Here is a 13,961-nt window from a genome sequence, read left to right as displayed (position 1 = left end):
GCTAATATACTAAAAATATTAGGTGTGTTTGCGGAGAATCAGATTAATTTATTACGCTCATTCAAAGTATGTGAGAATACACCACCCAAATCATAGAATCCGGCTTTACCATCGCGATAACCACTCTTTTCAGGTAACACCTTCATCATCCAGTCCGAGTAAGTGGTACGTCCGCTCAAAAGAAGCGATGTCTTTTCTTTAATGATTGGTATTTCAAGATTCAGTTTACTGGTCACCAGTCCGATACCCGCCGAACCTGTAAACTTCTCTTTACTGGCCTCTTTACTGGTTATATTCAGTACAGATGCAATACGTCCTCCATATTGGCTGGGAATACTACTTTTATAAAGTTCCGCATCCTTTATCATATCCGAATTGAAAGCTGTGAAGAAGCCAAATAAGTGATTCGGATTATAAATCGTTCCATTATTCAGTAGTAACAGGTTCTGATCCGCCGCACTTCCGCGCACATTGTAACCGCTGGACGCTTCTCCTACTGTCTTGATGCCCGGAAGTGTCTGAAGCATCTTCAGTACATCCACTTCACCCATTGCAGTAGGAATATTCTTCAGTAAGCTGGGCTGGAATTTTTCCATACCCAACTGAGTACTTCTCACATTCTGCACACGTCCTGAAACAATGATAACTTCGTCCAATAAATGGTCCTCTTCTTCCAGTTCTATGTGAGTATTTCCTTCTCCATAGAGCATAAACTGCCGGCGAGTCTCCTTAATATTCAGTCCATTGATTTCAATCGTATTGTATCCGACAGGAAGCTGGATGGAAAAATTCCCCTGACGGTCGGTAGCAGTAGCAACCCACGGTTCACGATGAACGATATTGATGCCTTCCAGTTCCTGTCCTGTTTTAAAATCAGTTATTTTTCCATTCAAAATAACAGTCGCCTCGGAAGAGGGTTTATACCTGTTTCCTATTTCATACACCTTATTTTCAGAAGAAGACTTCACAATAGGAATAAAAGAAGATACCTGTTCACTATCCTGTATCTGCTCCCCTTTCAGAACTGGAGTAAGAGTGGTAGATAAAAACGTCTCCGGCAGAACAAATATCTGATCGGCATAAACAGTGACTTTATAGCGTGTTGCAGCTAATGCCTGCCGCAAACTTTCGGCAGTAGGCTTCGATGTCTCAGACCTTTTCACCTTGAACGGGGTTGCAATCGTAGTATAAATATGGCAAGATGTATTCTTTTCAACAGCATCCATCAGTTCAAAGATAGAAATACTGTCTGTATTCTGCTGTTGTGCCAGCGCTACGAAAGGGGATATAATAAACAGAATGACTGCTATATATCTTATTTTATATACTGTCATAATTATTTCTTATTGATTAGAGAATCAGCATATTGGGTTAATGCAGTCAAAGCCTCTGCGCGGTAAAGAGTACTAAAGTTCAGAAAATGATCCTTTGCATATCTTTTCAATTGCTTTTTATGATCCGGAAAGAGCTTTAGGAAACTGGAACGTGAAGTCACTGTATATTCTCCCCCCTCTTTAGAAAGCACAAAACGCACCACTTTATCGAACTGTTTATAACTGATTCTATCTTTCTCTACGGATGCTCCCATCCTACACAAAACATACTGAGTCAATCCCATCTGTGGGCTATCATATAGTTGTGCAGCAAAAGTATTGCCATGTGGAACAAACTTTTTATCTCCAATGACAAAGTAATTAACTTTCCTCATATCGACCTCAAGAAGCAACCGCTTTTCAGGGGTAATCACAATCAATTGTTTCTTAAAGGTGTCATACCGGAGCTGTATATCGGTATACAGTGATCCATCATAGCAAACTGCCCCTTCCTGAAATTCATCCATATCCCAATAAGGATGATTTATATAAAAGTAAGGGCTGTAGCTCACTTCTACTTTATTGGTATAAAGAGCTGCATAATCTCCCGCCGCTTTTTTGAATTCATCAAAAAGTGGCTGCTGCGTATACACCGGAGAGAGGATACAGAATGTGCATAACAAGATAAGCAGATGCGCTTTTCTAATATTCATAAGATATTAAGATTAACGGAAAGTTCTTTAATGTGTTATTAGTTGTCTAAAGTAAGCAATATATATGAAATCGATAACTATTAAGAGCATATATTTAGGTTTATTAAACATTTCTATTTCTGGTCGAAAAGAGATGAAGCTCTAATACTGAAAATAAAAAGATTCAAATAGGTAGTAATCCACTTATAACTGATGGGGGAACAAAAGTTTGATGTTCCCCCATTGACTTTAACGATTATACATAATGGGGCGTGACAATTCTCCTGAATATTCTGCTTGCAACGTTCCCCCTGGAATATCTAACTTTACATTGATTAGCATGATATTCCGCCCATCTACTACTGAAACCTTTGCATCTTCTGTTTGAATAGAAGAATTCACAATCACCAGTCCATCTACATCCTGTATTCTTATCAGATCTTTGCATTTTGCATTTAGCCCATTTATCGACACTTCACTCAGTGGTGACTCAGGGATACCGGTAGCATCAATTAATCGTTGACAATTCTCTACTATTACATCTTTGATTGATATATGGTGGTAGACTGGAGTTAAAGGCCCTATGGGTAAGGCTGGTAACCGTTTTGCCAAATCACCGACATAACGGGTAGAGCCTAACATATCCCAACGAAAAACGACACTTGGTGAAACCAGCCGTATACGTTCAAAATACAGATTCTCACCACCCCCGGCACGACTACGTCTGGTTTTAAAATAAAAACCATTATGTGTATTTTCAAAGACACAGTCATGTACATACAAGTTGCGTATCATACCGGCAGTCTCACTGCCACATGTAACGCCACCGGGACCTCTTTTGGCTAAACAATAACGAATAACAATATTTTCAGATGGTTTATTAACACGAATTCCATCATCACCGCGTCCTGATTTTATAGTAAAACAATCATCACCACAATCCAGCGTGGAATATTCAATTAGTACATTCCGTGAAGAATCAATGTCAATACCATCACCACGTGGAGTACCTACACTATTTACAGTAATACCACGGATAATTACTCTGTCACAATATACAGGAACAACATTCCAAAAGATAGTCTCTTCAAATGTAACACCTTCAACAAGAACATTGGTACAATAAATCGGTGAAAAAAACATCGGAAGAAATACAGGTTTATTGTCTTTACCGTCATAGACTCTTTCTTCTACAGAATGTCCATTGTTTATAAACTCTTCTATAACTTTATCACGCATTTGCAGGCGATATATTTCGCATTCTTTTGACGGACCGAAAAGTTTCCCTTCCCCAGTCAGTGCAATATTATCTGCTTGATTAGCATAAATTAAAGCACCCAGAGAGTAAAGCTCTACACCTTCGTTACGGGTCAACACTACTGGCAGATAATCTTTTATTTCTCCACTAAAATGGAGTTCAGCACCCTTTTCCAGATGTAGATTTATATTGCTTTTCAGTATAATCCGACCTGTTTGCCATTTACCGGGTGGAATAATAACCGTTCCTCCCCCTTTCCTACTCAGATCATCAATGGCTTTTTGAATAATGTTCGTACTGCTTTTTCCTAGTTTAGCCCCTTTCTTTGCTATATTTAACGTACGGTCCGGAAATGTCGGACGTACAAGTTGAGGCATCGCAAAAGGAGCCTGTATTGGTGCTATTTCAGTAGGCAGACTCATCGCGCCCACTTGATTACTTGTAGGAATATTACTACCCCAGACATATATAGTAGCTATACCAAAAAATATACCTATCAAAACTTTCTTTATTTGATCAAACATAGTGCTTTACTTTTTTACATTCCAAATACAGGTATCCTCTAACAATTGTTTGCCGGATTTCCCTTTTACTTTAATCTCATTTTTGCCTATTGACAAAGTTATATCATCCCATATGATACGATTGAGATGATCCTTTTTTCCCGTTCCTATTTTCTTTCCATTGATATAGAGAGTCGCTTCTTTCAAATTACTATATACCTTCACCTGTGTATTCTGTTCTGTCCGTTCTTTGAAACGGCGACTATTGATGTAAATCATTGGTTCCGGGTTCCAATTCGCTTTATAAAAATAGAATGCATCTTTCTTGGTCTTACGATCGTAGGTTATCAATCCTTTATCATTGATACCATTTTTATCTCCTTCCTGGCGGATAGTCGATTGATAATCAGCAAATACCCAGATAAATTTAGCCCATAAATAGGGACGTTCAACAAAAGCTGCCCAATTACCTTCATGGCAGTAAGCCTGAGCTTCTTCCGGATGGAAAGAAGCAGGGAATTTACCGTCGACAATGTTACTTCCAGTTCTCTGATCTTTTCCATCTAATGGCCATTGGTGATGGTGAATACTTGCTCCTGCGCCGTATTCGGAAACACCAACAGGCTTATTTTTCGCAGTACTCTTCATTTTATCGAAAAACTTGCCTGCAGCTGGTGCTGCATCGCTGTACCAACCGAAATATTTGTTCCAAGTTACCAAATCAGCACAATCCAAATAATGTGATTGGTCTACGCAAGTCGCAAATGCAGTCTGCCGTGATGGATCCAGACTCTTGAATAATGAGTTTAGTTCTTTTACGAATGGTATAGGGTTATCGTATTCTTTAAACTTTGTACCTTCATTCACTAATATTTCATTGAACACGCCCCAAAAGCAAATTGAGGGGTGATTATATTTTTGGTAAACCAATTCTTTTAAGCCCTCGCGGGCATTTTTTTCGAGACCTTCATTATGCAGATAACCGGTATAGGCATATCCGCCGGGACCGACAAAAGGAATTTCTGTCCATAATATAATGCCATTTTCATCACATAGTTCATACATCGTTTCGGCATGTGGATAGTGTGCTAGACGCATAGCCGTGGCTCCTATCTCATTAATTATAGACATATCCCGATCATAATCTTCACGCACCAAAGCACTTCCTTTTCCTTCTATATCTTCATGACGACAGAAGCCATAGAGGTCCAGATATTCACCATTGAGAAAAAAGCCTTTCTCTGGATCAACTGTGAAAAAACGAAAACCGGTTTTCTGTTCTACTTTATCCACCAACTTACCATTGTCATAAAGTTCTGCAACAATTGTATACAGATAAGGGTCTTTCTTCCCATTCCACAAATGTGGGGTTGAAATTTTGAAAGACTGTTTTACTGATTCACCGTTTGCAGCAGTTTCCCTACTTTCTATAACTTTGCCAGTTGCGTCAAGGACAGTAGTCTTCAATGTCAACCCCACTTTGTTGCCTTGCAATGATAACAAACTCTCTACTGTAATATCCGCAGACTGCTTGGATATATGGTCTTGGTGTATAAATACTCCCGGAGAAGCATAATACAACGGAGAAATACAATTCTTATCCGTTACAATCAGCCGACAAGGACGATGAATGCCACCATATATATTGAAGTCTCCGCTGATAGGCAATATATCTGTACGATAGGCATTACTAGCCCAGACTTCCAGACTATTATCTCCCGGACTCACGTAATCAGTTATTTCCAGACAAAAGGCTGTATAACCACCCAGATGCTGCCCAACAGTTCTACGATTGACAAATATATCAGCAGCCGAATTCACTCCTTCAAAATATAAGAATAATCGTTTATCCTTCATGGCAGGAGTAATCGCCAGATTACGCTGGTAAATCATCATTTCCCGATTGTAAGTGGTTGTTCCTTCCAGATAATTCGCGTTCCAAGTGTGTGGCAAAGTTACAGATGTAAGTGCGGCATCCTTCTTAGTAGCAGTAATAGGTTTATATCCCCACCCTTCATTTAAGGAAATAACTTCTCGCGGAGTATTGTCCGCCAAGATATAGTTATTGATTAGAATAAGAGCTATCAGACATAATAAAATCTTTGTATTCTTCATAAGTTTATAATTTATGATATTATTTTCTTTAGCAAACTATATCAGATTAGTTTTCAGCCAAACGATATACCTCCGCTGCTGCTAACAGGAAACAGCCGACTCCAAAATCTTCAAACTCAGGTGTCCGGTCTTTAAGCGTAGGTTGCCCATGTTCCGGCTGAGAACCCGCTCCCTGCACATAACCGAGTAATCCGTCCTTTCCCCGAACGGCTATTTTACTAAGTGCATTCCATCCTTTTAAGACAGACGGCAAATAAGTTTTCCGATTCAAGATACCTGCATTGATTCCGTAGGCCATTCCTGCGACAAACAAAGCAGTACCAGATGTTTCGGGTCCGGGAGATCGAGAATCACCGGTATTGGATGCTGCTGCCAAACTTACACTCCAAAAGCCATCGGAACGCTGACATTTGAGCAATGCCTCAGACATTAGCTTGAAATCATGAATATATTGCTCTTTATGAACCATATTATCCGGTGAATAGTGAAGTACTCTGGCAAGAGCTGCATATGCCCAGCCATTTCCTCTTGACCAGTAGCAAGGTTTATCTGTTTCAACCAGGTCCATATAAGGAGAATCATAACGATAATCTCTATACCATAGCCCATCTTGTTCATTCAACAAAGGTTTGCCACCACATCGCTCATCTCCTCCTTGGTTGTTACGGGTATACATATACATTTGGTACATTCTTTCAAAATAGCGATTATCATTTTCTATCCAACCGATTTGTGCGAATATGGGCATAGCCATAAATAATGCGTCCACCCAATGCCAGTCATCTATTTCATCAGTACCCAACATATTATCAATTAACTCTTTGATATGCGCTTTACGCTCAGATCTAGAAGAATCTAATAAGTACAGATCAAGATAGGCTTGTCCGCAACATTGAAAATCCGCATGACGGCTGGCATTACCTACTCCCGCCTTCCAATGATGAAATTCTCCCCAGTCAACAGCATATTTCAGCCATTTCGGATTAGGACTTTGGGCATACATAGCCATTAATCCAGCATAATAAACACCTCGCGTCCACATCTTGCTATCTCTTTGCTTTCCTCCTACATACGAAGGCGCTCCTACATCAGGATAATGGTTCATAAAGTAATCATTCACTAATGTCGCACTTTTCAGAATATCCTCCTTTCTCAGAGGGTAATTCAATTCCTTTTCTGATAGTGGTATATATCCGTCAGAAACCTTAAATGCCATTTCAAACGGATAAGCATCCATATATTTTTCCGAATTCGAAAAGGATGCGCTACCGATCGCACACTTCAATACAACAAAGGATACAATAAATAATCTTTTTTTCATGATACTATTCTTATTCATTTATCAGGACTTTATTTCTTTGCAAACATAGAGCGCAAAAGACATAAAGTCAATGAACTATAGTACCAATAACTATATTTTAGTTCCAATCTGAGAATAAAGCAGCTTATTTATTATCTTATTTACTCTTCTTTTATGTCTCGCTTGCGATATTGTGACGGTGATTTTCCAAATTGCGCCTTGAAACATTTACTTAGATAGAAGGGATCGCCAATACCTACCTGATAAGAAATTTCGGAAACATTCAAATCCGTATTCATTAATAATTCAGCAGTTTTTTTCATACGGATGATACGCACATATTCATTGGGACTATAGCCAGTAGCCCCTTTCATTTTTCTGAATAGAGAACTCCGCCCCATACCCAACGTTTGAGCAAAATTCTCCACTCGGAAATCCGTATTACTAATATTCTGCTCAATAAGCTCATGCACTTTGTCCAGAAAGACCTTATCTCTGTCTGTAAAAGTGACAGATGATTGTACCAATCCAGGTTCTGTATTGAATCTGCGGCGCAGCCTTTCACGCGTTTCAAGTAACTTTGTTATACGTGCCAGCAAATACTTTGTGCTAAAAGGTTTGGTAATATAGGCATCTGCACCCGATTCTATCCCTTTTAACTGATGCTCTTCGGAAGAATATGCTGTGAGTAAAATAACCGGGATATGACTCGTTTCAAAATTACTTCTTAACCGTTGAGTAAATTCAAACCCATCCATCCTTGGCATCATTACATCACAGACTACGATATCAGGTTGTTCTTCGGCTATTTGCTTAAGAGCATCAGAACCATTAACCGCAGTCGAAACTGCAAAATATTTATTCAATTGCTCTTCTACAAATCCAAGGACTTCCTCATCATCCTCGACTACCATTACCCTATATTCCTTTATAAAATCGTTATCTGACGTTGATATAATACTCTCCTCTGAGGATTTTTCCGGAATACTCTCAGTACTAGCCACTACTTTCATAGTTTTATTGCTTATGATATCTGCCTCATCATAATTATTATCAGATAAAGGTATGGATACAAGGAAACAAGCACCACCAAGCTCTGAGTCTATATAAATAACGTTACCTTTATGTACTTTTACCAATTCAGAAGTAAGATGCAAGCCAACTCCTGTACCATCCGAAGCATAATTAATTTGTTTGAATCGCACAAATAGATTATCCCGTTGCGCAAATGGTACTCCTTTTCCACTATCTGAAATACTCAACTTGAATAAATCTTCAGTAATAGAGATTTCTAATTTCATGATTATTTTTCCACCTGAAGGAGTATGTTTAAAAGCATTAGATAATAGATTGTAGGCCACTTTATCCATTTTACTCCTATCCAGCAATAATTGCATCTTGCAATTCGACGGTTCAAAGAGAAATTCTATATTTTTCTTTTCAGCCATCTCCTTGAAAGTGGTATAAATGTCATAAAAGAAGCTATCCGGATGGGTCGGTTCCAAATTCAGTTCCATTTTGTCATTCTGCAAACGGCGGAACTCTAACAACTGGTCAATTAAGCGCAGTAACCGAGTTGAACTTTTTGTCAAAATCTTCAATTGTTTGCTGGCAGAAGGTGACAAGTTATCTTGGCTACCTAAACTTTCAATGGCCCCTCTGATGATTGTCAATGGAGTACGAAACTCGTGTGAAATATTAGTGAAGAACCTTAGTTTGTATTCGGTCAGTTGTTTTTCTACCTCTACTGCCATATTCAATCTATGCATCCGAAGCATTAACTTTGTTACGAAGAAGAAAATAATAGCAATGATGATTATGTAGAAAATAACAGCCCAACCTGTTTTCCACCATGGTGCTAAAATCACAATTTCCAAAGTCGTTTCCTGTTCATTCCAAACACCATTGCTATTGCATCCTTTCACTTTGAACACATAAGAACCCGGAGGAACATTACGATAAGTAGCGATATTATTGCGAGATATCGGGTTCCATTCTTTCTCATATCCCTCTAAAAAATAGACGTATTGATTAAGCTCCGGCGCCTGTAGATTCAGCATCGTACATTCCAGATTAAAAGAGTTCTGATTGTACTTTAAAACAATCCTTTTGGTAGTGGTAATACTCTCTTTAAGAGGAGATTCCTGTCCTCCAGGGCTCACACTGTTTCCATTAATCCGTAGTTCGGTAATCAGTACAGACGGTGTATAAGTATCGTAAGTAACCTCCGCCGGATTAAAAATGTATACTCCATTATAACTACCAAACATTAACTCTCCATTTTTCTTTTTCCAAGTAGAGAGTTCATTGAAGATAGCAGCATATCGCCGATTACCTGAAAACATAAAATTCTCAAAACGTTCTGTCTTGGGGTTAAATTTAGAAATGCCACTTTCAGTACTGACCCAAATATTTCCTTCATTATCTTCCTGAATAGCTTGAACCATTTCATTGGAAAGCCCATTATCAGAGTTATAATGTTTAAACAATGATTTCTTGAGTGGTTCCTTCTTAATAAGTAAGTAAAGTCCACCTCCTGTACTACCTAACCAAATGTGTCCGTGACTATCTTCATATACCACTCTGACTTCATTACTATTGAATGACTGCTGGTTTTCGATATCAGGATATAGGTTCGTATAATTGGTCTCATCCTTTATAAACTCATCAGGATTAAAAACTATGACTCCATCATTAGAGCCTACCCATATCAATCCTGTTTGATCCTGAATCATAGCTCTCATCATGTTTTGCTGGTCTTTTTCCAATAAGAACTGCCGAAAAGTTAACTGTCCGTTCCGATGTTCTGCCAAATGCAGCCCCCCACCGAAACTACTTATCCACATACGTTCTTTTGAATCACGCATGATTGTAAAAATATTATCACTAGAAGAGGTTTGTCTCGGATGATCCTGCAAATGATAAATCTGCGGTTTATGATCCTCTTTCGGAGGGAAAACAAGCAGTCCCCCTCCTTTTGTTCCAACCCATTTATACCCTAATGTATCTTCAGCAACAGTAAAAGGTAATCCACCATTCATGCGATAGGTAAAAGAACTCCGTAGTAGCGAATCATATACATGGATATTGCCATCTCGCGTTCCAAACCAATAGTAACCTTCTTTATCCTCATAAATCATGCGAACGGCATTATTCCTGTCACCATCTCCCTGAGAAGTAGGATAGAAAACATCAAAAGGATAACTGGCCAGAGAAATTTTGGTTACTCCGGAAAATTCAGTTCCCAACCAAATTTCACCAGAATTATCTTCTGTAATGCAAAGCAGGTAATTAGTAGCCAGATCTTTTTCTGAAGTATAATGAAATATCCGTCCATCAGGATCAATAGCAAAGAGTCCATTACCAAATGTGGTTATCCAAATGATATCTCTGGAGTCCTGATACACTTGATATCGTTCCTGAGTAATAAGAGACAGTATACTGGAAGGTATTAATTCTAATGGTTCAAATGTATTGTCCGGATGATGCCGCCACAGTATTCCAGACATATTATATACCCATATATGCCCTTTATTGTCAGTATAGAAACTGGCATTTTGCAGTTTTTTCCCTCTAAAAAGTTGATCCGCTGAAGCAATCCTCATGTTCTGGGTGTCAAGAGTATATATCCCACTGTTATTGGCAATCATAATAAGTCCATTGTTGAGCAGACACGAACGTTGAACAGATGCGGATGAGTTATTCGGAATAACAATATCGGGCAGAAACGAATTCTGTTTGTTACTGAAAACTGATATGTATCCATTTGCAATAAAAAAGAGTTGCCCCTCGTACTCATGCGCATTATAAAAGTATCTTTCTCTCATTCGAATCACTGAATCTCCCTCGATTAATGAAAGTTCTTCCTGATTTCCAATCCATATTCTGGATTGAGAGTCTTCAAAAACAAATGAAACAGATAGGTACTGTTGATTTTTAGCACAAGGACGCCATGCATTTAGTTTGTTATCTTTGTAACGCAGACGGCAGCAACCCTGTTTTCCCCATAACCATACATCTCCATTTGAAGCAATCATAAGATTAGAAAATATCTTGGCCTTATTCTCCGGCTCGTAATCAATGAATTTTTCTAACCGGGAATCATAACATAATAAAGTACTCGAGAAGGTACGAATCCAAATATATCCATTCTTATCTTCTGTGATACTTCTTATCCTGTTATCCGAAATTGATAAAGATAGTTCAGCCTGAGGATGTACAACAATAAATTCTTTTCCATTATAACGGTTCAGACCGTTTATCGTTCCCATCCACATAAATCCTTTGCTATCTTGCATCATACATCGAATAGTATTTTGTGACAAACCATTCCGATCAGTAATATTGCTGATTTGAAGGACATCGATAGCCGAAGCTGTGACACTTAGTAAACAGAGTAATAAGATTAAATAAAAACGTCGCATAAGGTATTCTTTTGTGAGATGCACAAATCTAACATTAATTTCTCTACACTGAATTCTTTTTTACTAAAAAATCATATGGCATTGAATTGCAGTCCATATATTGGTCAAATATTCCATTAATCCCCCTCTTTTTATTCTTTCCAGTTTCGTAGAATATATAAAAAAGACCTTGGAAAAGTTTCCTTCTCCAAGGTCAAATCTATTATTGGATATTTTTATTAATTCGCACTAACATACCCTGGATTCTGTAAGGCTGCTTTCTCCGCCTCTGTAAGATTCTTACCACTTTCATTTGTCAAAGCATCGATGAAAGTCTGCGGAATCGGACGAAGGAGATGCTTTTCAGCAACATTAGGAGCTGCTTCAGGGTTATATAATTTAGCACGTTTCACCAATGTTTTGGTACGGCTTAATTCTTCCCAACGATTCCATTCACCTAAACATTCACGTGTACGTTCATTCAGAATGAAGTTAATCAAGCGATCTTTTACATCTGTACAGCCCAATTCTGCTAATACAGTTTCATCTTCTTCAGGCAATTGCTGATAACTGGAAATTTGAAGATTTGAAGCCGTCTTGTTTTCAGAACGGTCAACACCAGTCGACAAGAAATACGTATTCTTTTGGATGAATGATGCATTGAAAGCTTGTGCATTTGTCAATTTAGCACCATTAGCATCTACACACTTACCCAACGTTGCTGTAGCTGTAGAATTAGAGGTGAAAGCCATAGAACCATCTGTATAATATTCACGATCTTCGCCATCTTTCCATTCAGCACGCTTACGTAACACATTTACAGTAGAGATAGCATCTTGGTAATTACCCAATCTAACTTGTGCCTCAGCTTTAACCAAGTAAGTTTCACCAGTACGTGCCATAGTAACATCTCGGTGTGCATCCCCTTTTTCACCAGTACGCGAACCATCATCTGTTTTATTGATACCACAGAAAACATTAGATTGACTAGGATTACCACTTACACCATACGTATTCAATACATATTTACCATTCAGAAATAATGGGAATACATTAGGCACCCATTTCCCTGTTTCTGGGTTTACAAAAGAGTGCGGCTGAGCACCACGTCCATATGTTCCATAAGGAGCATTATCAAATGTATCATCACTCTTCTTATTCAAAATAAAGATAATACCTTCATCTCCCAAAGTAGGAACCTGATCGGCAGTAATTCCGTTTTCAGCTATTACATTAGCTGCCTTCTTGGCTATACTATTCAATCCATAGACAGTTTTAAAAGTCTTCCACATACGGGCATCATTCACATTGTCAAATATAGAATAAGTATATTCTGTAGGGCGGCAACGCTGGAAGTCCATACCACCAATATATTGTCCACGCTGTGTCCAACCACCAGAGAAGTTAGAGAATTGTGGATTAAAATAATTATAAGTACGATTACCAAAACGACCAACAGTTGAGCTATCATCATTATGTAAAGCAGCCATTAAGATTTCGGAATCACCTTCATTTTTACAATCAGTACCGGTCCATTCTGAATAAAGTGTATTATAGTCTTTTGCTAACGGACATTCTGCTATCACTTCATCACAAAGGCTAATACATCTGTCTAAATCGGCTTTTGCAGGATATGTAGAGTTCCAGTCTGCACAACGTTCCGACTGACGATACAACAATGCTTTAGCCAAGAAATGAGCAGCAGTATATTTAGTCCATGTACCATTGCCACGCCATTTGGTTGTCGGCAATAATTTGTAAGCTTCTTCCAAATCTGCAATAACCTGGTTAAGAGTTTCTTCAGCACTTGAACGGCTGAAGTTTCTCACGACCCCTTCAGGAGGAGTGGTCTGAATTACCACACCACCATATTGAGCAAACAAACGATAATAGTTGTAACCACGAAGGAAATAAGCCTCCCCCATTGCTTTATTACGTGTATCTTCATTAGCCAACGTTTCTCCTCTCGAAATCAATAAGTTGGCAGTAGAGATACCATAATACATTTCATCCCATAAAGCAGATACTCCAGGACAATTGTCATTTGCTGCACCGCTTGCTTTCTTACAATCTAGTGGACTTAAACGATTATCATAAGTATTCCAAGGTTCACTGGTCAAGTCAGCACCATTAGTGAATTCATCTGTCCCGTAAAGAGTAATACCATAAGCCCATTCATAACCGAAGTGCCAACGGAGATTACCATAAAGAGATGCTGCCATCGCAAGCACTCCTTCTTCTGTTTCAAGAATTGCATCAGTGTACATATGGCCTGCTTCTTCTTTCAGAAAACTATCACCACATGAAGAGGTACCGCTAGCCAATACAAGTACCATCGTACCAAATAGAACTTTTTTTCTTATATTTTTCATGATAT

Annotated in this window: 6 protein-coding genes and 1 pseudogene; all 7 read right to left on the bottom strand. The window is 38.6% G+C overall.

The window, feature by feature from the left end; all coding sequences use genetic code 11:
• Window positions 1-44: 44 nt before the first annotated feature.
• Window positions 45-1,334: pseudogene (locus DWW10_RS22805) on the bottom strand (carboxypeptidase-like regulatory domain-containing protein); the annotation flags it as partial.
• A 2-nt stretch (window positions 1,335-1,336) separates the two neighbouring features.
• Window positions 1,337-2,026, bottom strand: a complete 690-nt coding sequence (locus DWW10_RS22800) for a hypothetical protein (RefSeq protein WP_022393206.1) — start codon at window positions 2,024-2,026, stop codon at window positions 1,337-1,339.
• Between the two features lie 228 nt (window positions 2,027-2,254).
• On the bottom strand, window positions 2,255-3,787 hold the full coding sequence (locus tag DWW10_RS22795) for a glycoside hydrolase family 28 protein (protein WP_118421091.1): 1,533 nt from the start codon (window positions 3,785-3,787) through the stop codon (window positions 2,255-2,257).
• A 6-nt stretch (window positions 3,788-3,793) separates the two neighbouring features.
• Complete coding sequence (locus DWW10_RS22790; RefSeq protein WP_118421092.1) at window positions 3,794-5,881, bottom strand: glycoside hydrolase family 2 protein; 2,088 nt, start codon at window positions 5,879-5,881, stop codon at window positions 3,794-3,796.
• Window positions 5,882-5,927: 46 nt separating this feature from the next.
• Window positions 5,928-7,202 (bottom strand): glycoside hydrolase family 88/105 protein, encoded by a 1,275-nt coding sequence (locus DWW10_RS22785; RefSeq protein WP_259320523.1) that lies wholly within the window; start codon window positions 7,200-7,202, stop codon window positions 5,928-5,930.
• Between the two features lie 140 nt (window positions 7,203-7,342).
• Complete coding sequence (locus DWW10_RS22780; RefSeq protein ID WP_118421093.1) at window positions 7,343-11,605, bottom strand: hybrid sensor histidine kinase/response regulator transcription factor; 4,263 nt, start codon at window positions 11,603-11,605, stop codon at window positions 7,343-7,345.
• Between the two features lie 218 nt (window positions 11,606-11,823).
• Complete coding sequence (locus DWW10_RS22775) at window positions 11,824-13,956, bottom strand: RagB/SusD family nutrient uptake outer membrane protein (RefSeq protein WP_118421169.1); 2,133 nt, start codon at window positions 13,954-13,956, stop codon at window positions 11,824-11,826.
• Window positions 13,957-13,961 lie beyond the last annotated feature (5 nt).

The sequence above is a fragment of the Bacteroides intestinalis genome, assembly GCF_003464595.1.
GTDB classification, from domain to species: Bacteria; Bacteroidota; Bacteroidia; order Bacteroidales; family Bacteroidaceae; genus Bacteroides; species Bacteroides intestinalis_A.
This window is presented reverse-complemented; position numbering and strand designations above follow the sequence as displayed.

Excerpts from the sequence above, each read along its gene's own strand:
- DWW10_RS22780 (WP_118421093.1), bottom strand. The coding sequence starts at position 11,605 with ATGCGACGTTTTTATTTAATCTTATTACTCTGTTTACTAAGTGTCACA.
- DWW10_RS22775 (WP_118421169.1), bottom strand. The coding sequence starts at position 13,956 with ATGAAAAATATAAGAAAAAAAGTTCTATTTGGTACGATGGTACTTGTA.
- DWW10_RS22790 (WP_118421092.1), bottom strand. The coding sequence starts at position 5,881 with ATGAAGAATACAAAGATTTTATTATGTCTGATAGCTCTTATTCTAATC.
- DWW10_RS22785 (WP_259320523.1), bottom strand. The coding sequence starts at position 7,202 with ATGAAAAAAAGATTATTTATTGTATCCTTTGTTGTATTGAAGTGTGCG.
- DWW10_RS22800 (WP_022393206.1), bottom strand. The coding sequence starts at position 2,026 with ATGAATATTAGAAAAGCGCATCTGCTTATCTTGTTATGCACATTCTGT.
- DWW10_RS22795 (WP_118421091.1), bottom strand. The coding sequence starts at position 3,787 with ATGTTTGATCAAATAAAGAAAGTTTTGATAGGTATATTTTTTGGTATA.